The organism is Arthrobacter sp. BE255, assembly GCF_031457335.1.
Classification (GTDB): Bacteria; Actinomycetota; Actinomycetes; order Actinomycetales; family Micrococcaceae; genus Arthrobacter.
Genome location: NZ_JAVDWK010000002.1, coordinates 290,590 through 311,219, shown reverse-complemented (window position 1 = coordinate 311,219; position 20,630 = coordinate 290,590). Strand labels below are relative to the sequence as shown.

Sequence of the window (20,630 nt, the reverse complement as noted above, 5' to 3'; positions counted from 1 at the left end):
AGCACCAACACCATGAGGACGTGGGAGACCAATGACCAACAGATCAGTCGGTATCAAGGAAGTAGCAGTCGCCGCCGGCGTGTCTGTGACCACGGTCTCCCATGTCCTCAATGACGTGAAGTACGCACGGATCAGCCCGGAAACCAGGGACAAGGTGAAGTCCGCCGCCGAACAGCTCGGCTACGGGCCCAACCGGCTCGCCCAGGCGCTCCGCACCCAGCGGACCGGAATGCTGGGCCTGGTCAGCGAGGACATCGCCACCACGCCCCATGCGGGACGGATCATCCTGGGCGCGGACGAGGCCGCCCGTGCCCGCGGCTACAACCTGATGATCATCAACACGTCCGGGTCCGCGAGCACCGAATCCAGGGATGCCGACGTCGAGGCCCTCCTCGAGCGCCGCGTGGACGGCATCCTCTACGCCACCATGTACCACCGCCAGGTGCAGGTGCCGGTCAACCTTGGCAGCGTGCCGTCCGTCCTGGTGGACTCCGTCAGCACCGGCGGCAGCATCACCGCCGTGGTGCCGGACGAGGAGGGCGGTGCCCGGGCCGCCGTCGGAATCCTCCTGGCGGCCGGCCATACCCGCATCGGCTTCCTTAACAACACCGACGACGTCCCCGCCACCCGGGACCGCCTTCGCGGCTTCCGGGCCACACTGACGGAGGCAGGGCTCGACGGCGACGCGGCCCCTGTCGAGTCGGAGATCTCCGAAGTGCAGGGCGGCTATGAGGCGGCCCGCCGGATCCTGGCCCGCCCGGACAGGCCCACCGGGCTGTTCTGCTACAACGACCGGATGGCCATGGGCGCCTACCGGGCCGCGGCGGAGCTCGGGCTGTCCATCCCTACCGACCTGTCCGTGGTGGGCTTCGACGACCAGGAACTCATCGCCGCAAACCTGTACCCGGGCCTGACCACGGTGGCCCTGCCGCACTACGAAATGGGCGCCTGGGCCGCCGGGAACCTGATCGACGCCATCGAGGGCAAGACGGACCTGGCCCTCATGGCGCTCCACCCCACCATCCTGGACTGCCCGCTGGTGGCCCGCGACTCCGTGGCGGCGCCACCGCCGTGACCCCGGGTCCCGCTCCCGCGGACCCGGACCCAGCAAGTCATCCCTACCGACCACACCAGAGCAAGGATCCAGCACCATGTCCAGCCGCCTTGATGACGCACGCCCGCAACCGGCCCCGCCGCAGGAAGTCCGGCCCCCGGTTGTGCTGCCGCAGCAAGTCCATGCCGCGACTCCGCACCTGCGTCCGGCCCTGCACTACACGGCGCGGGACACCTGGCTCAATGACCCCAACGGCCTGGTGTTTTACCGGGGCACCTACCACCTCTACTACCAGAACAACCCGTACGGGAACGTGTGGGGCAACATGTCCTGGGGCCACGCCACCTCCACCGACCTGGTGCACTGGACCGAGCAGCCCGTGGCCATCACCTGCGACGACGCCGAGGACATCTACTCCGGCAGCATCGTGGTGGACCACGCCAACAGCTCAGGCTTCGGCAGCGCCGAAAACCCGCCCCTCGTGGCCATCTACACCAGCGCCTTCAAGCCCGGCACCGCCCACGAAGGCACCCAGGCCCAGTCCCTGGCCTACAGCAACGACGCCGGTATGACCTGGACCAAGTTCGCGGGCAACCCCGTGCTGACGCGCGGCTCGGCAAACTTCCGCGACCCCAAGGTCTTCAGCTACCCGGGCCCTGACGGCCCGTACTGGGTGATGGCCGCCGTCGAGGCAGGGGAGCAGACGGTGGTGATTTACCGCTCCACGGACCTGCGCGTGTGGGAGCTGGCCAGCGAGTTCGGGCCAGCCAACGCCGCCGGCGGCGAGTGGGAATGCCCCGACCTCTTCCCGCTGCCCCTGGACGGCGACCCGGAAAGGACCAAGTGGGTGCTGGTGGTCAACGTCAACCCCGGTGCAGTGGCCGGCGGCTCCGGCGGGCAGTATTTCGTGGGCGACTTCGACGGCTCCACCTTCACGCCCGATCCGTCGTCCCTGCTGGACTCCCCGGTCTTTGGGACCACCGCCACGGACCTGGGCCGGCTCCGCCAATGCCGCTGGCTGGACTGGGGCCGTGACTACTACGCCGCCGTTTCGTTCAGCAACGTTCCGGACAACCGGCGCCTCATGATCGGCTGGATCAACAACTGGGACTACGCCAACACCCTGCCCACCTCCCCCTGGCGGTCCGGGATGTCCCTGGTCCGTGAGGTCACCCTGGAAACGGTGGACGGCCGCCCGACGCTGGTCCAGGCCCCCGTCCTTCCGCCCCTTGACGCCGTCCAGTCCCTGGGCGGCGGAGAGCTCCGCGGCACGCTCGCGCTGCCCGGAGTCCAGCCAGGCACGGCCCAGGTCATCGACGCCGAGATCCTTCCCGGCACCTCGGTCAGGTGCGGCTTCCGGCTGTGGGAGGATGCCGACGGCGGCGCCGCCGTCCTCGCGTACGATCCCGCCGCCGGGGTGCTCAGCCTGGACCGCACCGCGGTGGGGGACACCGCCTTCCATCCGGCGTTCGCGTCGGTGGAGTCGGTCCCCGTTCCGCTGGAGGACGGCGTGCTCACGGTTCGCGTCGTCGTCGACCAGTGCTCGGTGGAGGTTTTCGCCCAGGGCGGCAAGGTGGTCCTGACGGACCTGATCTTCCCGGGCCCGGGAAACCACGGCGCTTCCGTCTTCGCCGAGGGCGGCACGGCCACCCTTCGGAAACTGGCTGTGCACGCGGCCGTCTGACCTGCGGCGCGTCCGTCCTGGCCTCCTGCACCCCGCTACGCCCAGAGGGAACTTTTGCGCCATACCGTGCGTGATTTACTCGGAACGGTGTATAGCTAGAACCTGACGCAGCACCACACGCGCGCAGACCACTCGCCGTGCAGCACTACCAGGAGGGACGGGGCGAATCCCCGAACAGATGAAAGCTAAGAGTTTCTTCAAGGGCCCGGGCATCTGGATCGTTGTTGTGATCGGCATGCTCCTTGTGGCTTTTGCAACGCTGGCTCCCGGCGGTGCCGCCCGGATCGACACCGACAAGGGCCTGGGGCTGCTGGCCGACAACAAAGTTGAGCAGGCGAAGATCTTCGACGGCGAAAACCGCGTGGACCTGGTGCTCAAGGACAACCTCCAGGTCGACGGGCAGGACAAGGGCAAGAGCGTCCAGTTCTTCTTCGTCGACGCCCGGGCGGTGGACGTGGTCAAGGCCGTCACCGACGCCAAACCCGCAAGCGGCTACACGGACCAGCCGATCGAGAGCAACTGGTTCTCCGGACTCCTCTCGCTCCTGATCCCGGTCATCCTCCTCGGTGCGCTGTTCTGGTTCCTGATGACCCGTATGCAGGGCGGCGGTTCCAAGATCATGCAGTTCGGCAAGTCCAAGGCCAAGATGGTCAACAAGGACATGCCGCAGGTGACCTTCGTGGACGTTGCCGGCGCTGACGAAGCCGTGGAGGAACTCCAGGAAATCAAGGAGTTCCTGCAGGAACCGGCCAAATTCCAGGCGGTGGGCGCCAAGATCCCCAAGGGTGTTCTGCTGTACGGCCCTCCCGGCACCGGCAAGACCCTCCTGGCCCGCGCTGTCGCGGGCGAGGCGGGCGTTCCCTTCTTCTCCATCTCCGGCTCGGACTTCGTTGAGATGTTCGTCGGTGTGGGTGCCTCCCGCGTCCGTGACCTGTTCGAACAGGCCAAGGCCAACTCGCCTGCCATCATCTTTGTTGACGAAATCGACGCTGTTGGCCGCCACCGCGGCGCCGGCATCGGCGGAGGCAACGACGAACGCGAGCAGACCCTGAACCAGCTGCTGGTGGAAATGGACGGCTTTGACGTCAAGACCAACGTCATCCTGATCGCCGCCACCAACCGCCCAGACGTCCTGGACCCGGCCCTGCTGCGTCCGGGCCGCTTCGACCGCCAGATCGGTGTGGAAGCGCCGGACATGATCGGCCGTGACCAGATCCTGCAGGTCCACGCCAAGGGCAAGCCCATGGCCCAGGGCGTCGACCTCAAGGCTGTGGCCAAGAAGACCCCAGGCTACACCGGAGCAGACCTGGCCAACGTGCTCAACGAAGCGGCGCTGCTCACGGCCCGCTCCAACGCCAACCTCATCGACGACCGCGCCCTGGACGAGGCCATCGACCGCGTTATGGCCGGCCCGCAGAAGCGCAGCCGCGTCATGAAGGAGCACGAGCGCAAGATCACCGCCTACCACGAAGGCGGACACGCCCTGGTGGCGGCGGCGCTGCGCAACTCCGCCCCGGTCACCAAGATCACCATCCTGCCCCGCGGCCGCGCCCTGGGCTACACCATGGTGGTTCCGGACAACGACAAATACTCGGTCACCCGGAACGAGCTGCTGGACCAGATGGCCTACGCCATGGGCGGCCGCGTCGCCGAGGAAATCGTCTTCCACGACCCCTCCACGGGCGCCTCGAACGACATCGAAAAGGCCACGTCGACGGCCCGCAAGATGGTCACCGAGTACGGCATGAGCGAACGCGTGGGTGCCGTGCGCCTGGGCCAGGGCGGCGGCGAGCCGTTCCTGGGCCGCGACGCCGGGCACGAGCGCAACTACTCCGACCAGATCGCCTACGTGGTGGACGAGGAAGTGCGCCGCCTGATCGACCAGGCGCATGACGAGGCCTACGCCATCCTGACCGAAAACCGCGACGTTCTGGACCAGCTGGCCCTGGAACTCCTGGAGCGGGAGACCCTCAACCAGGCTGAAATCGCGCACATCTTCACGGACATCCGCAAGCGTGACTTCCGCGAGGTATGGCTCTCGAAGGAGACCCGTCCGGTCCAGAAGGAAGGACCTGTCGAGTCGCGCCTGGAGAAGGCCGAACGCGAAGCCCAGGAGGAGGCCAAGGAGGCCCGCCTTGAGGAGCCGCTGGACGCCCAGCCCCCGCACCCCCAGGGCGTTCCGGAGGATGCCCCGTTCCAGGGCGGCATCCCCGACTCGGGGCCCGACACCCTTCGCGGCTAAGCTTTCATACGTGAATCACTTAGACGACGACGACGCCCACTCCTCCGCCGGTTACCCGGCGGAGGACGGATCCCACCACAAAAAGCACGAGAAGGTGGACCGGCCGCGGATCGAAGCTGCCGTCCGCGAAATCCTGCTGGCCATTGGTGAGGATCCGGACCGTGGCGGGCTCCAGGACACCCCCAAACGGGTAGCGAAGGCCTACGCCGAGGTCTTCGCGGGGCTGCACCACGATCCGGCGGATGTCCTCTCCACCAAGTTCGACCTGGACCACGAGGAACTGGTCCTGGTCAAGGACATCCCCTTCTACTCCACGTGCGAGCACCACCTCGTGCCGTTCCACGGTGTGGCCCACGTTGGCTACATTCCTTCCCATGACGGAAAGGTGACCGGGCTCAGCAAGCTCGCCCGGCTCGTGGACATCTACGCCCGCCGCCCCCAGGTCCAGGAGCGGCTCACCACCCAGATCGTTGAAGCGATGGTCAGCCACCTCAAACCCCGCGGCGCGATCGTCGTGGTTGAATGCGAGCACATGTGCATGTCCATGCGCGGTGTCCGCAAGCCCGGAGCGAAGACCGTCACCAGTGCGGTACGCGGGCAGCTCCATGACCCGGCCACCCGTGCCGAAGCCATGAGCCTCATCCTCGGAAGGTAAGTATCAAGACCATGGACTCACTAGCTGCAGCCCCGGGAACCGGGCCCGCAACATCTCCGCTGCCCATCCTGCGCAAACCGCGTCCGGCCGCGAAATTCTCCGACCTTCCCACCGACCGCACCCTGGTCATGGGCGTCCTGAACGTCACCCCGGACTCGTTCAGCGACGGCGGGAAGCACGCGACGCCGGACACCGCCATCGCGGCGGGCCTGCGGATGTTCTACGCCGGGGCGGACATCATCGACGTCGGCGGAGAATCGACCCGTCCAGGCGCGGAGGACGTCAGCCCCGCCGAGGAACAGCGGCGCGTGATCCCCGTGATCCAGGCCCTGGTCAAGGCCGGTGCCCTGGTCAGCATCGACACCACCCACGCCTCCACCGCAGCCGCCGCTGTGGAGGCCGGCGCCGCGATCATCAACGACATCTCCGGCCTCACCATCGAACCGGAAATGGCAGAGCTCGTCGCCGCTTCCAAGGTGCCGTACGTGCTCACCCACCGCCGCGGCGACGCCCGCACCATGAATTCGCTGGCCGAGTACAAGGACGTTGCCGCCGAAGTGGTGGCCGAACTGGCCGGGGTACGGGACAAGCTCTACGCAGCCGGGGTCAGCCAGGACCAGATCATCGTGGACCCGGGCCTGGGCTTCGCCAAGAATGATGCCCAGAACTGGGAACTCCTGCAGCACCTGGACCAGCTGGAGGGCCTCGGCCACAAAGTCCTGGTGGGCGCTTCGCGCAAGCGCTTCCTGGGCACGCTGCTCACCGTGGCCGGCAAGTCGGCCTCCCCGGAAGAGCGGGACGCCGCCACCGCGGCCATCACCGCCATCAGCGCGTTCCGCGGGGCCTGGGCGGTCCGCGTGCACGACGTCGGCCCCAGCCTTGACGCCGTCAAGGTTGCCTCACGCATGGCTGCCGCCCGCACCGCACACTAGGGCCGGGGGACCCCCATGGACAGGATTACGCTGAGCGGTGTGACCGCCGTCGGCCATCACGGTGTGTTCGATTTCGAACGCCGCGAGGGCCAGCCCTTTGTGGTGGACGCCGTGCTGCACCTGGACTTTTCCCCGGCGGCCGCCTCGGATGATGTCCGGGACACCGCGCACTACGGCGAAGTGGCGGAGCGCATCACCGGCTGGATCACGGGCGAGCCGGTAAACCTGATTGAGGCCCTGGCCGTGCGGATCGCCGAGGACCTGCTCAGCGAATACCGGCTCCACGCGGTGGAGATTACCGTGCACAAGCCCAAGGCGCCCATCGAGGTTCCCTTCGACGACGTGTCCGTCAGCGTGTACCGGGAGCAGAAATGACCACCGGCTACTCCAAGGCAGTGCTTGCGCTTGGCAGCAACCTCGGCGAACGGAACGACACCCTGTCCGGGGCCGTTGCCGACCTCGTGGATCCGCCGGAAGTCCGCCTGCTGGCCGTCTCTCCGGTAGTGCAGACCAAAGCCGTCGGAGGGCCCGCCGGCCAGCCGGACTTCCTGAACATGGTCATCACCGTCGAAACCACCCTGTCCCCGGCGGCGCTGCTGGAGCACTGCCAGTCCGTGGAGAACAAGCACCACCGCGTCCGGGAGGTGCGCTGGGGGCCGCGGACGCTCGACGTCGACATCATCACCTACGGCGACCTCACCAGTGACGACCCGGACCTGACCCTGCCGCACCCGCGTGCCGCCGAACGCGCCTTTGTGCTCTACCCGTGGTCCCTGATCGAGCCGGCGGCGACGCTGAACGGCGAAAAAATCAGCGTCCTGGCCACCCGGGCCTCCGACTTTGAAGACCTGGTTCCGTTCGACGGCTTCGGCGACTTCGACGGCGTCCCCACGGCCGGGGCGGTTGAGTAGGCCATGAAACCCATCAACCCGCTTCGCCTGCTGCTGATCGGCCTGATCCTGGCCGTTGCCGGCTGGGCCGCCACGGTCCTGACCAACCGGTACAGCGTGGCCACGCCTGTCCTGCCCGCCACGGCGCTGGCCACCATGGGCGTGATCGTGGCCATCACCCTGGTCCTTGGCATCCGGATCCTGCGGTGGCGCAACAGCAACCGCGACGCTACCAAGAAGAAGACTGCCCTCAACCCGATCCTCGCCGCCCGGACCCTGGTCCTGGCCCAGGCCTGCGCCTACGCAGGAACGGTCCTGCTGGGCTGGCACGCCGGGATTTTCCTGGACCAGCTGCGGGTCTGGAGCCTTCGCAGCGACCAGGGCATCACGTGGCTGGCGCTGGCCCAGGCCGGCGGCGGCCTGGTGATGATCGTGGTGGGCCTGCTGGTGGAGCGGTTCTGCAAGATCCCGCCGGAGGACACCGAAACGCCGGGTGAGGGCCAGCGCGGCCGGAGCCCGCGTGGTGAAGCCGCAGGGGAAGGCGAATATGCATACCGAGGCGATTGATCCGCCGGGCATCAGCTGGCAGCGGGTGTCGCCCACATATGTGACCGTCCGGCTGGTGCAGTGGGCCCTCGGGAACATCGTGATGGTGCTCGTCCTGAGCCTGCCGCTGGTGTTTGTGACCCTTGGCTGGTGGCTGTGGCCGCCATTGTGGCTCGCCATCCTGGTACCGTCCGCCGCGCTGGTCCTGGCGGTCTGGCGGCTGGTGCTGATCCCGCGCCAGGTACGCGCCATCGGCTACGCCGAGCGTGATGACGACCTCCTGATCCGCGGCGGCATTTTCTTCCAGCGCACCATGGTGGTCCCCTACGGGCGGATGCAGTACGTGGACATCGGTGTCGGCCCCGTGGAGCGCGGACTTGGGCTGTGCACACTGAAGCTGCACACCGCCTCGCCGGGCACCAACGCGCACATCCCCGGGCTGCCCGCCGCCGAAGGGGCACGCCTGCGCGAGCAGCTGTCGGCCCGCGGCGAAGCCAGGCTGGCTGGGCTGTGACCGCTGACGGCCCCGTTCCTGAGCCGGGGACGGCGCCTGGTCCTGCGCCCGCCGCGCCCGCACCGGAAACGGCTGCGCCCGCCGCGCCTGCACCGGGAACGCCCGACGGCGAGTGGCTGCGCGTGCACCCGGCGTCGCCGTTTGTGCGCGGCTGGGTGGCGCTGGCCGCCATCGGATTCTTCTTCGGCCGCGACTTCTTTGAGCGGATGCTGCAGGGCAGGCCCGTCCTGGAAGACGACTTCGCCGGCCGGATACCCTGGCTGCTGGCCGGCGGTGGAGCGGTCCTGCTGATAGCTGTGCTCGGCTTCATCCTGACCTGGTATTTCACCCGGTACCAGGTGGCCGGCGGCTACGTCCGGGTCAACACCGGCTTCCTCTTCCGGCAGCAGCGGCAGGCCCGGCTGGACCGCGTCCAGGCCATCGATATTGTGCAGCCGTTGCTGGCCAGGATCTTCGGCCTGGCCGAGCTGAAGTTCGAGGTGGCCGACGCCGGCGAGTCAGCCGTCCGCCTCGCCTACCTCCGGATGGACGAGGCCCGGCAGCTCCGGGCCACCATCCTCGCCCGGGCCGCCGGCGTGGTGCAGGACCCGGCCCGGCCGGAGGAGGCCGCGCCCGAGGCGCCGGAATATCCGGTACTGTCCGTGCCGCCGTCGCGCCTTGTCGGTTCGCTGCTGCTCAGTGAGCAAAGCTTCTTTGTGGTCCTCGGCGGCGTCGCCTCCGTGATCCTGTCCGCCGTGACCGAGAACCGCGGCTTCTACTTCTACCTGATTCCGGCCGCGCTGGGCCTGGCCGCGAGTTACTGGGGCTCCTTCAACAAGGGCTACAACTTCACCGCCGCCATCTCCCCGGACGGGATCCGGCTGCGGTACGGACTCCTGGACACCCAGGCCCAGACCCTCCCGCCCGGCAGGATCCAGGCGCTCAGGGTGGCGCAGCCGCCGCTGTGGCGGATCTTCGGCTGGTACCGGATCCAGGTCAATGTCGCCGGATACGGGGCGGCCGGGAGCAACGGCGAAACGGCGTCACGCACCACACTGCTGCCCGTCGGCAAGCTGGCCGACGTCATGAGCATGCTGTCGCTGGTGCTCCCGGACCCCGGGACTCCGGAACCGGGACGGGTCTTCGGCGCGGGGCTCACCGGGCTGGATTCCGACGGCGGTTTTGTCACCACGCCGCGGCGTGCCCGGCTCCTGGCCCCGCTCGGCTGGCGCCGAAACGGCTTCACCGCAACCTCAACCGCCCTGCTGATCCGCTCGGGACGCTGGTGGCGGCAGCTGGTGGTGGTCCCGCACCAGCGCACGCAGTCCATGGCCCTGCACCAGGGGCCGCTGGCCAGGCGCTTCGGCGTCGCGGACCTCGTGCTGCACACCACCGCCGGCCCGGTCTCACCCCGCCTGATCCAGGCCGGGACGGACGAGGCCAGGACCCTCTTCGACGAACAGTCCGCACGCGCCCGGCTGGCCCGGAAGCGCCAGACCACCGAACACTGGCTGGCCCAGGTGGTGCCGGCAGCCCCGGTGGCTGAGCCTGGAACCCCAACGGAACCCGCCAACAAGGAAGGCCAGCAGCATGGCTAAGCCCGGACGCCTCGGCGTCGGAATCATCGGTGCCGGCAAGGTGGGCGCCGTGCTCGGTGCGGCGCTCCGCTCGGCGGAACACGCCGTCGTCGGGGTTTCCGCCGTGTCCGACGCGAGCCGCGAACGGGCCGAAGCGCTGCTTCCCGGCGTGCCCGTCCTGGAGATCCAGGACATCGTGGAGCGCTCGGAACTGGTGCTCCTCGCCGTCCCCGATGACGCCCTGGCCGGGCTCGTTGCCGGGCTGGCGAAGCTGGGGGCCTGGCAGCCCGGACAGCTGGTGGCCCATACGTCGGGCCGGTTTGGCGTGGGGGTCCTGCATCCCGTGCGCGCTGCCGGTTCCATCCCGCTGGCCCTGCACCCGGCCATGACTTTCACCGGCATGAGCCTGGACCTCACCCGGCTGCTGGACTGCACCTTCGGCGTCACCGCCGACGCCGCCATGCTGCCCATCGCCCAGGCCCTCGTGGTGGAGATGGGTGCCGAGCCCGTGGCCATCGCCGAAGGCGACCGGACCCTGTACCACGCTGCCCTGGCCCACGGCTCAAACCACATGGTCACCCTGGTGGCGCAGGCGTCCCAGCTGCTCCGCGAGGTGGGCGTGGACGCGCCGGAACGGATGCTGGGGCCCTTGTTGCGTGCCACGCTGGAGAACGCCCTGGCCTCCGGCGAAGCCGCACTGACCGGGCCGGTGGCCCGTGGCGACGTCGGGACAGTGGCCGCCCACGCCGAGGCCCTGCGGGAGTACGACGCCGGCACCAACGGGGATGTGCTGGCGGCGTACCTGGCCATGGCCCGGTCCACGGCCCGCCGCGCCGAAAGCCGCGGCCTGCTGAAGGCGGACCAGCTGGACGGGCTGCGCGAGGCCCTGGAACCGAAGGAAGACTGACATGCCCATCAAACTGGTGACGACGGCGGCAGAACTGCGGTCCCACAGTGCCCGCCTGCTGATGCAGAAACAGGGTGCGTCACAGGGCCTGGTGCCCACGATGGGCGCACTCCATGAGGGGCACGCGCAGCTGGCGCGGACCGCCGTCGAACAGAACGACGTGGTGGTGGCGTCCATCTTTGTGAACCCGCTGCAGTTCGGCGATGCCGTGGACCTGGACCGATACCCGCGCACCCTGGACGCCGACCTTGCCCTGCTGGAGGCCGAAGGCGTGGACCTGGCATTCGCGCCATCGGTTGACGAGGTGTACCCCGGCGGCGAACCGTTGGTCCGGGTGACCGCCGGGCCGCTGGGGGAGAAATGGGAAGGTGCCTCCCGGCCCGGCCACTTCGACGGCGCCCTCACCGTGGTGGCCAAACTGCTGCACTACGGGATTCCCGGCGCAGGCCTGCCGCCGTCGGGTGCCTTTGCCTCCTCCGGCGTTGCCGGGCTGCCCGCCTACCGTGCCTACTTCGGCCAGAAGGATGCCCAGCAGCTGGCGCTGGTCCGGCGGATGGTGGCCGACCTGAACTTCCCCGTCGACATCGTGGGAGTGCCCACAGTGCGGTCCGCCGACGGCCTGGCCCTGTCCAGCCGCAACCGCTTCCTCTCCGACGAACAGCGCGAAGCCGCGCTGGTCCTCTCCAGGGCGCTGCGGCTCCTCGAAGACCGAGCCAACGCCCACGAACCGCTGGACCTCGGGTCCGCCCAGGACCTGGTGGCGTCCCAGCCGCTGGTGGACCTGGACTACTTCGAAGTGGTGGACCCGGGCACGCTGGAACCCCTGGCCGAGAACTGCCGGGAGACCCCGTTCCGCGGCGAAGGCCTTGCGATCATCGCCGCCAAAGTGGGACCGGTCCGGCTGATCGACAACGTGCCGCTGAGCTCCTAGGACTTCCCTTCAACACCTGTCGGCGTCCGGGGGCTTGGGATATGCTCAAAGTGTTGCCCCAGACCCCGGCAGCGCTCCCCACAGGGCGTTCTCCGGAGGGCCCATTCTGAAACCGCAACACCATCCACACCTCCCCGGCTGGCCGGCGGCGTTGAGCGCACTGCCCTGCTGTGCGCCGAAGCGCCGGACCGGGCATGGCATTTCTTGAATCAGGAGCAGCAGCTGTGATCAGCACAATGGAGGGCGGACAGTCCTACACCGTCGAAGCAGACGACGCGTCCGGCCTCGACGACGATTTGAATACGGCCGTGGACCTGGCGCCGTTGGCGCCGTTGGCGTCCGTTCCGGCCGTCCCCGGAATCTCGGAGGTGGGCCTGCAGGCACAGGAGATCATCGCGTCCATCCTCGAGGATCCAACCCCTGGCCTGGCCGAGGTCAAGCTTCGACTGCGCAGGTGCGTGGCTGCGCATCCGGGATTCCCGGAGCGTGCGTTGCTTGCGCACCTCATGGAGACCTCGGACCAGGTCAATTCTGCGGACGAGGCACCGGACGGGGACGCTGGCCTGCCGCAGTAAAATGGCGCCATGGCAGCGGCAAGCCGTGCGGAACGGGTCAGCGGGGCGTTCGTAAGACTCACCGCCACGCTGGTGGCGGACTACGACGTCCTGGACCTGCTGCACACCCTCGTGGAGGAGTCCAGGCAGCTCCTTGATGCCGCGGCCGCCGGGCTGCTCCTCGCGGATCCACAGGGGGAACTCCAGGTGATGGCTTCCACCAGCGAGGAGAGCCGGCAGGTGGAAATTCTCCAGCTTCAGTCAGGCTCGGGCCCCTGTGTTGAATGCCACCGGACGGGCCGTCCCGTTGCCGTGGCGGACATCGCGGCGCTCAGCACGTGGCCTGATTTTCGTGATGCTGCGCTGTCCTGCGGCTTCCGGTCAGTGCACGCCGTGCCGATGCGCATCCACGGCCGGGCCATCGGGGCCATGGGTCTTTTCGGCGCCGGGACCGGCCCGCTGACGGTGGAAGACGCCGCCATTTGCCAGGCCCTTGCCGACGTCGCCACCATCAGCCTCATCCAGGAGCGCAGCCGCAGGGAAGCCGTGCTGGTGAACGAGCAGCTGCAGCGGGCCCTGAATACCCGGGTCCTGATCGAACAGGCCAAGGGGGTCATCGCGCACACCGCCGGGGTGGACATGGACGAGGCGTTCAACCGGCTCCGCGCTTACGCCCGCACCAACAACCAGGGCCTCCATGAAACAGCGGCCCGGATCGTGGACCGCAGGTTGACCCTTTAGGGCGGCTTTACATTTAGACCGGAAGGTCCCGGTTGAACATCAGTTGTTCCAGCAGTGCCTGCTCGGGCTCGCCCGGATGCCGCGCCACGCAGCGGCGCAGCCTGGCCCTGGCCAGTTCCTCGCCGGGTGACTTTCCGCAGAGCACTTCGTCGATGATTTCCTGGGCCTGCCACCGCAGCGACTCGATCGCGAAGCGCCGAACCTCGACTGGATTGAAGCCATCTTCCAACCACGCATCGGGTTCTGAGGGCACGCTTTGAAACATCCGCTCTGCTGACATCGGGGCCTCCTTGCACCAATCCGGCGGGATCATCAACGGTCCAACCGGCGTCGAAAGCACTGCGCGTAGGAAGAACATTACAACGAGTAAGACCGGTCTGTCTCTACCTCGGGTAAACTGATTTCCACGATGAGTTCAGCTGCTGAATCTGTTCCGTCCCCGGTGCAAACACAGGCGGGGGCGTCAGCCGGTCACGCCGATGCGGTGGACCGGATCCTTGCCGTTGCCTACGAACTTTTCTCCCACCGGGGCGTCCGCGACGTCGGCGTTAACGAACTTATTGAACGTTCCGGCGTTGCCAAAGCAACCTTCTACCGGCACTTCCCGTCCAAGGATTCCCTGGTGCTCGCCTTCCTGGAACAGCGGGACCGGCAATGGACCGTGGACGCGATCGTCTCCGAGGCCCGGCGCCGCGGGACCACGCCCACCGAGCAGCTGCTGGCCATCTTCGACGTTTTCGGCGACTGGTTCCTGCGAGAGGACTTTGAGGCGTGCTCATTTATCAACATCCTGCTGGAGATGGGACCCGCGCACCCGCTTGGCCAGGCGAGCATCGACTACCTGGCCAGGATCCGCGGCCATGTCCAGGCCCTCGCGGAAGAAGCCGGACTCGCCCGTCCCGAGGACTTCGCCCGCTCCTGGCACATCCTCATGAAGGGGTCCATCATCTCGGCCACCGAGGGTGACATGCAGGCGAACAAGCGTGCCCAGCAGATGGCCGCCTGGCTGATCGAACACCACCGCAGCTAGGCACCGGAGCCCAGACCACACAGCGCGAACGTACAGTTGAGGCCCCGGTTTCGCGGGGCCTCAACTGTACGTTCGCGCCGAATAGTGGGCGGCGTGGGTGGCGGCAGGGCCGCCTGTGCCTGCTAGTGCTTGACGGCGTCGAGCTTGAGCATCTTGGCGATGACGCTGTCCAGTTCGGAGTCGTCGAAGATCTTCTTCCAGTCGTCCTTGATGATGGTGTCCTTGCCGTACTGGATGGCGATTTCGCAGGCCTCGGAGAACGGGTTGGAGCCGCGCAGGGCGTTGGTGAGGGCGATCTGGACGTGGCCGAACAGCATGGCCTTCGCCGCTTCCTCGGGGACGCCGGCGGTGTGGACGGTCTCGTGCAGGGCCTCGTTGAGCAGGGTGCCGATCATGCAGGCCACGGTTTCCACCAGGGTGGGTTCAAGGATGGCGAGCTGCTTGACAGTGACCCAGTGGACGTCGATGACGGGCGCGTAGATGATCCGGATGGTGGCCTCGGCGGCTGCCTTGGCCTCCTCCGTGGCGTTGTCGTCGATCGCTGCGACCACGTTCTGCGGGGCGCCTTCGCCGCCGAAGGTGTCGGCCCATTCTTCCTTCGTGGTGCGCTCCAGGAACACGGAGGGGTGGCACGGGTGCGCAACTGCCTGGACGACGTCGTCGCGCTTGGCCAGCAGTCCGGCGTAGGCGGCGGCGGGGTCCAGGGTGAGCAGGATCGCGCCGGCCTTCAGCTGGGGGACGACGCCCTGGGAGACGACGCCCAGGACGGTGTCGGGGACGGCGAGGATGACCACGTCGGCGTCCTTGACGGCGTCCTCGGTGGAGGTGATGGTGCGGCCTTCGGCCTGGATGCGTTCCTGGCCTGCGGGGGAGTTCTCGCTGTAGAAGACGGTGTGGTTGCTCTTCTGGAGGTTACGGGAAACGCGCATTCCCATTTTGCCACCGGCTCCGATGACGGCGACGGTCAATTTTTCTGCTGACATTTCACTTGCTCCTTAGGAATTCGATGCTTTGTTGGGTCCACTGGTTTTCGAGGCGGATGGTTTCCGCTTCGGAGTCCTGCCAAGGCAGCCAGTGTTCGACGATCTGGTTGATATTTCTTTGGTGGGGCTGGAACTTGCTGACCATGTAGTCGTAGTCGAGCAGGCCTTCGCCGAGCGGCGCGCCGGCGTAGGTGAACCCGACCCAGCCGTCCTTGCGGCTGAACGCAAAGTCCTTGACGTGCATGTTCAGGACATGGGGGGCGACGGCGTCAATCACCTCGCGCGGCATTTGCAGCGCCGCGACGGTGTTGGCCGGGTCCGCGCAGATGCCCAGTGACGGGCTGTCCACTGCGCGGATCACGTCCAGGATCCGGGAGGTGGGCACCTGTTCGTAGGTTTCCACGGCGATCTTCACCCCGGCGGCCTCGAACTCGGGCAGAACCTCCTTGAAGATCGCCACGGCTTCCTCCTCCGTGGGGGAGTGGCCCGGGACGTTGAACATGGTCCGCAACAGCGGCGAGCCCAGGATCCCTGCGATGTGCAGGAATCTGCGCAGGTGCTCCCGGCGGATGCCCTTGGTGCCGAGCTCCAGCGAGATGCCCAGCCGGTCCGCCGTCGCCCTGACAGCCTCGAGTTCGGAGTCCGTCATGGCTTCGAGCGGGGCGTAGTCGCAGATCTGGAACAGGTCCACGCCCAGTGCGGCGGTCCGTTCCAGCGCCTGGTGGATGCTGAGCGGTTCGGCGACCTTGTCCGAGAGCTGCCAGAAGAACGCGTAGCTGCTCAGGCCGATGCGTGAGGTCATGCTTTGGCCGCCGTTCCTGCGAACAGGCCCAGCCGCGCGGCAGCCTCATCCAGGATGGTCTTCAGCGCCTTCGGATCGTGCGCGAAGCGGCCCAGGAACAGGCCGGCGACGGCGGAGTCGAGCTTGCTGATCAGGCCGGGTCCGGCGCTGCCGCCGTAGATGACACGGCTGTCGGCCTGGCCGGGCAGGGTGCGCAGGTGCGCGTCGAGTCCGGTGATGACGGCGCTGATGTATTCCGGTGTTGCGGGTTCCGGGGCGCCGATGGCCCACTGTGGTTCGTAGGCCACGATGGTCCGTCCGGCGGGTCCGAGCGACTGGGCGCGGTTGAGGGCGGCGTCGATCTCCGCGGAGCATTGCGCGATGGCCTCTTCCGGGGAGCCGGCGTGCAGTTCCCCGACGCACAGGATGGGCGTGAGGCCGTTGCGGTAGGCCGCGGCGGTCTTCAGCCCGATGACCGTGTCGTCTTCGCCGAAGATCCGGCGCCGTTCGGCGTGGCCGACTTCGGCGTAGCGTCCGCCGAGCTCGGCCACTGTCTTGCCGCCCACCTCGCCTGTGTAGGCGCCTTCGTCTTCCCAGAAGATGTCCTGCGCGCCCGCGGCTGCCCCGGCGGTGCCGAGGATGCGGGCAGCTTCGGGGAGCACCGGGAGGGTGGGCAGGACGAACAGTTCGATCTCCCCGGCCTGGACCGCCGGGTGCGCGAACGCGATGGCGGCCACGTCGCGGCAGTAATCCACCGAGCGCTGGTAGCCGAAGTACATCTTCAGGCTGACGCCGATGATCGCCTTCGGTGTGGCGGGTACTCCGGCACGGGCCGAAGGGTTCTTAGCAGGAAGTGACACCCTCATAGTCCTTAATCAGGGTGACCTTCTCGGCCGAGGCGGAGGTTTCGTCGAACGTGTAGGTGAGCCATTCCTTGGCGAGTCGGCGGGCGAGCTCGAGGCCGACAACGCGCTGGCCGAACGTGAGGACCTGGACGTTGTTGGACAGGATGGAGCGTTCAACCGAGTAGCTGTCGTGCGCGGTGACGGCGCGGATGCCGGGGACCTTGTTCGCAGCGATCGCAACGCCGAGGCCGGTGCCGCAGACCAGCAGGGCGCGGTCGGCCTTGCCGGCGGCGATGAGCTCGGCGGCGGCGATGGCAACGGAGGGGTAGGGGGTGTGGCTGGTGGCGTCCACCCCGACGTCGGTCACGGACTCGACCAGGTCGGAGGCCTCCAAATCAGCCTTCAGGGCTTCCTTGTACTCGAAGCCGGCGTCGTCGGCTCCAACAATCAGGCGCAGTTTGGCGCTCATGCTTTCTCCTTTATGGTTGTCCGCTCGATGAGCGTGTTGTGGATGGCTCGGATGATCAGTGCCATGGACACCGCGCCGGCGTCCGGGGTGCCGAGGCTTTTCTCGGCGTGCGGGCGGGCTCGGCCCATGAGGGGCAGCAGCTGGGCGGTGTCCTCGGCGGCCTGCTCCGCGGTCATGGCGGCGGCGGCCCAGGCCTCGGTGAGGGACTTCCCGGCCCCGACGGCGGAGGCCAGGGCATCGCGGAACGGAACCAGGACGTCCACCAGGGTTTTGTCGCCTGGCTTGGCCTTGCCGAAGTCCATGATCGCGGCCGCAGCACCGGCGACTCCGGCGGCGACAGCACCGGCGTCGGGCGCTTTGCTGTCTCCGACGGCGTCACCGACGGCCCGCAGGGCCATGCCCCACAGGGCGCCGGACGTGCCGCCGGCCTTGTCGGCCCAGGCGTCAGCGGCGAAGTGCAGGGTGGTGGCGGCACCGGCGCCGCGGGCGACGGCGTCCGTCGCGGCCTCGACGGCGGCGCGCACACCGCGCTCCATGCCGATGCCGTGGTCACCGTCTCCGGCGATCGCATCGATCCGGCCCAGTTCGTCGGCGTTGGCGTCCACGACGGCCTTCGCGGCGCCGAGGGCTGCGAGGACCCGTACGGCTCCGGCGCGGGACTCCTCCGTCGCCTCCGGGATGGACTGTTCGGCCTCGCTGAGGTCCGCGGCGTCGGAGGCCTCCAGTGCTTCCGCGGTGACAGCGCCGCGGCGGAAGGCCGGCGCATCGGCCGGAGCGTTCCAGAGGGTCTCGAGTTCGTCGTCGAGCCAGAAGAGGGTCAGGGACGTGCCGGCCATGTCGAAGCTGGTGACGAGTTCGCCGACCTGCGGGTCCACGGCTTCCAGGCCGGCTTCGGCCAGGAGCTGGGCGACGCGGCGGTAAACGACGAAGAGCTCTTCGTACTTGACGCTGCCCAGCCCGTTCAGGATGGGCACCACGCGGGCACCCTTGACCTCAAGGCCTTCGGGTACTTCGGTGAGGAGTTTGGCGACCAGCAACTCGGCGAGCTCATCCGCCGTCGGGATGTCCGTCTCGTCGATGCCGGGTTCGCCGTGGATGCCCATGCCCACGGCCATGCGGCCTTCGGGGACGGAGAAGAGCGGGTGGTCCGCGCCCGGCAGGGTGCAGCCGGTGAAGGCGACGCCGAAGGAGCGGGTGCGGTCATTGGCGCGATCGGCGATTTCCACGACTGAATCCATGGAATAGCCGGCTTCCGCGGCCGCTGCGGCCACCTTGAACACGGTCAGGTCCCCGGCGATGCCGCGGCGCTTGGCGCGCTCGGCGAGCGGAGCGGAGGAAACGTCGTCAGTGACCGCGATGCTGCGGCAATCAATGCCCTCCTTGCGGAGCTTTTCCTGCGCCTGGGTGAAATGCAGAACATCGCCGGCGTAGTTGCCGTACCCCAGGAGCACACCGGCGCGGTTGCTGGCAGCCTTGGCCACGTTGTAGACCTGCTGGGCGGACGGCGAAGCGAACAGGTTGCCCATGGCGGCGCCGTGCGCGAGGCCCTGGCCCACCAGCCCGGCGAAGGCGGGGTAGTGGCCGGAACCGCCGCCGATCACCAAAGCCACCGTGTCCGGCGTGCTTTTGGTGTTGCGGACAACGCCGCCGGAAACGCGCTTCACCCAGCGGCCGTGGGAGGCGACAAAGCCCTCGATCATTTCGTCAGCAAATGCTGCGGGTTCGTTGAACAGGCGGGTCATGGGAAAGCTCCTGGAGTTATTGCTCGCTCCGGTGGCTCGACCACCGGTTAGTTGAATTGGTGCGGGGGCGCCCGCGGGTAAGGCGGACGCCCCCGGGTCTGTTACGGCTCGGAGTGGTGTCCGGCTCCCTGGGGATCCAGTGCCTCCGCGGGGATGCCCTCGCTGACCTTGCCGGAGCGGCTGAGCACCACCATCAGGATCGAGGAGAGGAGCATAAAGCCGCCCACCACGAACATCGGAACGGTGTAGCCGCCGGTCCAGTCCTTGAGCCAGCCCGTGACGTAGCCTGCGCTGAAGCCGGCCAGGTTGCCGATCGTGTTGATCAGGGCGATGCCGGCAGCCGCAGCTGCGCCGGTCAGGAACTGGGTGGGCACAGTCCAGAAGTTGGGCAAGGCCGCGAAGATGGACATCGCAGTGATGGTGATGACGGCGATGGTGGCTGCCGGGGAGCCGGCGAACAGTGCCAGCGGGATGCTCAGGCCGCCGATGAGGGCGGGAAGGGCGATGTGCCAGGTCTTGACGCCGCGCTTCGTGGCGTCCTTGGACCAGAAGTACAGGGCGAACGCTGCCGGCAGGTACGGGATCGCGGTGATCAGGCCCTTCTGGAGGACGTCGAACTTGGTGCCGTAGATGCCTTCGAAGCCGGCGATGATGGTGGGCAGGAAAAAGCCGAGGGCGTACAGGCCGTAGATGAAGCCGAAGTAGATGGCGGAGAGCATCCAGACGCGGCCGTTGCCAAAGACGGTGCGGACGCTGACGTGCTTGTTGCTGGCCGCGGTTTCCTTCTTTTCCTTCTCCAGGGCGCCGGTCAGCCAGGTCTTTTCATCCTGGGTCAGCCACTTGGCCTTGGCGGGGGAGTCAGCCAGGTAGAACCAGGCGACGATGCCGACGATGATGGCGGGGATGGCGACGCCGAAGAACATGACACGCCAGCCGGCGAGTCCGAAGAGGCCGTGCTGCTGGATGAGCAGACCCGCCAGCGGCGCACCGATCACGGTGGTCAGCGGCTGGGCCAGGTAGAACAGTGCGAGGATCTTGCTGCGGTGGCGGGAAGGGACCCAGAGGCTCAGGAACAGGATGGCGCCGGGGAAGAAGCCGGCTTCCGCCACACCCAGGATGAAGCGCAGGATGTAGAGCTGCTCAACGTTGCCTACCCAGGTGAACAGCAGGGAGACGATGCCCCAGCTGACCATGATGCGGGCGAGCCAGCGGCGGGCGCCGAACTTGTGCAGGGCCAGGTTGCTGGGGACCTCCAGCAGGATGTAGCCGATGAAGAAGACTCCGGACGCGAAGCCAAACTGGGCTGCCGAGAGGGCCAGGTCAGTGTTCATGCCGTTGGGGCCGGCGAACGAGATGGCCGTGCGGTCCAGGTAGTTGATGAAGAACATCAGGGCGACGAACGGGACAAGCCGTACCGCCACTTTCCTGATTGCGGATTTTTCGACCACCGATTGTGTGGTGTCCACGTTGACTCCTAGATGTTGATGTCCCGGCTGCGTCCGTCACTGGAGGCTTGGGGTCTGTTTCAACGCCGGGAGGGATTGGGGGCCAGCCGGCGGCTAAAGCGTTGTGAC

Annotated in this window: 22 protein-coding genes; 15 read left to right on the top strand and 7 right to left on the bottom strand. The window is 67.7% G+C overall.

The genetic code is table 11. The features are described from left to right. The first annotated feature begins 31 nt into the window (after positions 1–31). From J2X42_RS04635 to J2X42_RS04570, 14 genes are all read left to right on the top strand, one after another. Complete coding sequence (locus tag J2X42_RS04635) at positions 32–1,075, top strand: LacI family DNA-binding transcriptional regulator (RefSeq protein ID WP_310162684.1); 1,044 nt, start codon at positions 32–34, stop codon at positions 1,073–1,075. A gap of 76 nt (positions 1,076–1,151) precedes the next feature. After that, positions 1,152–2,738 (top strand): glycoside hydrolase family 32 protein, encoded by a 1,587-nt coding sequence (locus tag J2X42_RS04630; protein ID WP_310162680.1) that lies wholly within the window; start codon positions 1,152–1,154, stop codon positions 2,736–2,738. Positions 2,739–2,916: 178 nt separating this feature from the next. Then, entirely contained in the window at positions 2,917–4,980 is a 2,064-nt protein-coding gene (ftsH, locus tag J2X42_RS04625) for an ATP-dependent zinc metalloprotease FtsH (RefSeq protein ID WP_310162678.1), read from the top strand. A gap of 10 nt (positions 4,981–4,990) precedes the next feature. After that, a complete protein-coding gene (gene folE / locus J2X42_RS04620) occupies positions 4,991–5,635 on the top strand; it encodes a GTP cyclohydrolase I FolE (RefSeq protein WP_310162676.1) in 645 nt (214 codons plus the stop codon). 11 nt (positions 5,636–5,646) lie between these two features. Beyond that, positions 5,647–6,567 (top strand): dihydropteroate synthase, encoded by a 921-nt coding sequence (gene folP, locus J2X42_RS04615; RefSeq protein WP_310162674.1) that lies wholly within the window; start codon positions 5,647–5,649, stop codon positions 6,565–6,567. A gap of 15 nt (positions 6,568–6,582) precedes the next feature. After that, the gene (gene folB, locus J2X42_RS04610) at positions 6,583–6,942 is read left to right on the top strand and encodes a dihydroneopterin aldolase (RefSeq protein ID WP_310162672.1); all 360 of its coding nucleotides are present in this window, start codon (positions 6,583–6,585) and stop codon (positions 6,940–6,942) included. Continuing rightward, positions 6,939–7,478, top strand: a complete 540-nt coding sequence (gene folK, locus J2X42_RS04605; protein ID WP_310162670.1) for a 2-amino-4-hydroxy-6-hydroxymethyldihydropteridine diphosphokinase — start codon at positions 6,939–6,941, stop codon at positions 7,476–7,478. Before folB ends, folK begins: the two co-directional genes overlap by 4 nt. A 3-nt stretch (positions 7,479–7,481) precedes the next feature. Beyond that, the gene (locus J2X42_RS04600) at positions 7,482–8,024 is read left to right on the top strand and encodes a DUF3180 domain-containing protein (RefSeq protein WP_310162668.1); all 543 of its coding nucleotides are present in this window, start codon (positions 7,482–7,484) and stop codon (positions 8,022–8,024) included. Further along, positions 8,005–8,517, top strand: coding sequence for a PH domain-containing protein (locus J2X42_RS04595; RefSeq protein ID WP_310162666.1), 513 nt, complete (start codon positions 8,005–8,007; stop codon positions 8,515–8,517). Before J2X42_RS04600 ends, J2X42_RS04595 begins: the two co-directional genes overlap by 20 nt. Continuing rightward, the gene (locus J2X42_RS04590) at positions 8,514–10,094 is read left to right on the top strand and encodes a PH domain-containing protein (protein WP_396134018.1); all 1,581 of its coding nucleotides are present in this window, start codon (positions 8,514–8,516) and stop codon (positions 10,092–10,094) included. Before J2X42_RS04595 ends, J2X42_RS04590 begins: the two co-directional genes overlap by 4 nt. Continuing rightward, on the top strand, positions 10,087–10,980 hold the full coding sequence (locus tag J2X42_RS04585) for a DUF2520 domain-containing protein (protein WP_310162662.1): 894 nt from the start codon (positions 10,087–10,089) through the stop codon (positions 10,978–10,980). Before J2X42_RS04590 ends, J2X42_RS04585 begins: the two co-directional genes overlap by 8 nt. Position 10,981: 1 nt before the next feature. Then, on the top strand, positions 10,982–11,911 hold the full coding sequence (locus tag J2X42_RS04580) for a pantoate--beta-alanine ligase (protein ID WP_310162661.1): 930 nt from the start codon (positions 10,982–10,984) through the stop codon (positions 11,909–11,911). A 224-nt stretch (positions 11,912–12,135) separates the two neighbouring features. Continuing rightward, positions 12,136–12,486: a hypothetical protein gene (locus tag J2X42_RS04575; RefSeq protein ID WP_310162659.1), complete on the top strand. Its 351-nt coding sequence runs from the start codon at positions 12,136–12,138 to the stop codon at positions 12,484–12,486. 9 nt (positions 12,487–12,495) lie between these two features. Continuing rightward, on the top strand, positions 12,496–13,206 hold the full coding sequence (locus tag J2X42_RS04570) for a GAF and ANTAR domain-containing protein (protein WP_310162657.1): 711 nt from the start codon (positions 12,496–12,498) through the stop codon (positions 13,204–13,206). Positions 13,207–13,219: 13 nt separating this feature from the next. On the opposite strand, the gene J2X42_RS04565 is transcribed toward J2X42_RS04570, so the two are convergent. Then, the gene (locus J2X42_RS04565; RefSeq protein WP_310162655.1) at positions 13,220–13,486 is read right to left on the bottom strand and encodes a hypothetical protein; all 267 of its coding nucleotides are present in this window, start codon (positions 13,484–13,486) and stop codon (positions 13,220–13,222) included. A gap of 129 nt (positions 13,487–13,615) precedes the next feature. On the opposite strand from J2X42_RS04565, the gene J2X42_RS04560 reads away from it, so the two are divergent. Next, positions 13,616–14,236: a helix-turn-helix domain-containing protein gene (locus tag J2X42_RS04560; protein WP_310162652.1), complete on the top strand. Its 621-nt coding sequence runs from the start codon at positions 13,616–13,618 to the stop codon at positions 14,234–14,236. Positions 14,237–14,358: 122 nt separating this feature from the next. On the opposite strand, the gene J2X42_RS04555 is transcribed toward J2X42_RS04560, so the two are convergent. From J2X42_RS04555 to J2X42_RS04530, 6 genes are all read right to left on the bottom strand, one after another. Then, complete coding sequence (locus J2X42_RS04555) at positions 14,359–15,219, bottom strand: phosphogluconate dehydrogenase C-terminal domain-containing protein (protein ID WP_310162649.1); 861 nt, start codon at positions 15,217–15,219, stop codon at positions 14,359–14,361. A 1-nt stretch (position 15,220) separates the two neighbouring features. Further along, entirely contained in the window at positions 15,221–16,021 is an 801-nt protein-coding gene (locus tag J2X42_RS04550) for a sugar phosphate isomerase/epimerase family protein (RefSeq protein ID WP_310162647.1), read from the bottom strand. Beyond that, entirely contained in the window at positions 16,018–16,860 is an 843-nt protein-coding gene (locus J2X42_RS04545) for a triose-phosphate isomerase family protein (protein ID WP_310162644.1), read from the bottom strand. Before J2X42_RS04545 ends, J2X42_RS04550 begins: the two co-directional genes overlap by 4 nt. Beyond that, positions 16,844–17,314, bottom strand: a complete 471-nt coding sequence (locus J2X42_RS04540) for a ribose-5-phosphate isomerase (RefSeq protein WP_131132327.1) — start codon at positions 17,312–17,314, stop codon at positions 16,844–16,846. The genes J2X42_RS04545 and J2X42_RS04540 overlap by 17 nt, the downstream gene beginning before the upstream one ends. Next, positions 17,311–19,056, bottom strand: coding sequence for a dihydroxyacetone kinase family protein (locus J2X42_RS04535; RefSeq protein WP_310162641.1), 1,746 nt, complete (start codon positions 19,054–19,056; stop codon positions 17,311–17,313). The genes J2X42_RS04540 and J2X42_RS04535 overlap by 4 nt, the downstream gene beginning before the upstream one ends. Before the next feature lie 101 nt (positions 19,057–19,157). Next, positions 19,158–20,522, bottom strand: a complete 1,365-nt coding sequence (locus J2X42_RS04530; RefSeq protein WP_310162639.1) for an MFS transporter — start codon at positions 20,520–20,522, stop codon at positions 19,158–19,160. Positions 20,523–20,630: the final 108 nt, after the last annotated feature.

Coding starts and splice junctions, on each gene's coding strand:
- J2X42_RS04550 (WP_310162647.1), bottom strand. CDS start 16,021: ATGACCTCACGCATCGGCCTGAGCAGCTACGCGTTCTTCTGGCAGCTC.
- J2X42_RS04570 (WP_310162657.1), top strand. CDS start 12,496: ATGGCAGCGGCAAGCCGTGCGGAACGGGTCAGCGGGGCGTTCGTAAGA.
- folK (WP_310162670.1), top strand. CDS start 6,939: ATGACCACCGGCTACTCCAAGGCAGTGCTTGCGCTTGGCAGCAACCTC.
- J2X42_RS04535 (WP_310162641.1), bottom strand. CDS start 19,056: ATGACCCGCCTGTTCAACGAACCCGCAGCATTTGCTGACGAAATGATC.
- J2X42_RS04630 (WP_310162680.1), top strand. CDS start 1,152: ATGTCCAGCCGCCTTGATGACGCACGCCCGCAACCGGCCCCGCCGCAG.
- J2X42_RS04540 (WP_131132327.1), bottom strand. CDS start 17,314: ATGAGCGCCAAACTGCGCCTGATTGTTGGAGCCGACGACGCCGGCTTC.
- folB (WP_310162672.1), top strand. CDS start 6,583: ATGGACAGGATTACGCTGAGCGGTGTGACCGCCGTCGGCCATCACGGT.
- J2X42_RS04585 (WP_310162662.1), top strand. CDS start 10,087: ATGGCTAAGCCCGGACGCCTCGGCGTCGGAATCATCGGTGCCGGCAAG.
- J2X42_RS04555 (WP_310162649.1), bottom strand. CDS start 15,219: ATGTCAGCAGAAAAATTGACCGTCGCCGTCATCGGAGCCGGTGGCAAA.
- J2X42_RS04635 (WP_310162684.1), top strand. CDS start 32: ATGACCAACAGATCAGTCGGTATCAAGGAAGTAGCAGTCGCCGCCGGC.
- J2X42_RS04580 (WP_310162661.1), top strand. CDS start 10,982: ATGCCCATCAAACTGGTGACGACGGCGGCAGAACTGCGGTCCCACAGT.
- folP (WP_310162674.1), top strand. CDS start 5,647: ATGGACTCACTAGCTGCAGCCCCGGGAACCGGGCCCGCAACATCTCCG.
- J2X42_RS04565 (WP_310162655.1), bottom strand. CDS start 13,486: ATGTCAGCAGAGCGGATGTTTCAAAGCGTGCCCTCAGAACCCGATGCG.
- ftsH (WP_310162678.1), top strand. CDS start 2,917: ATGAAAGCTAAGAGTTTCTTCAAGGGCCCGGGCATCTGGATCGTTGTT.
- J2X42_RS04595 (WP_310162666.1), top strand. CDS start 8,005: ATGCATACCGAGGCGATTGATCCGCCGGGCATCAGCTGGCAGCGGGTG.
- J2X42_RS04600 (WP_310162668.1), top strand. CDS start 7,482: ATGAAACCCATCAACCCGCTTCGCCTGCTGCTGATCGGCCTGATCCTG.
- J2X42_RS04560 (WP_310162652.1), top strand. CDS start 13,616: ATGAGTTCAGCTGCTGAATCTGTTCCGTCCCCGGTGCAAACACAGGCG.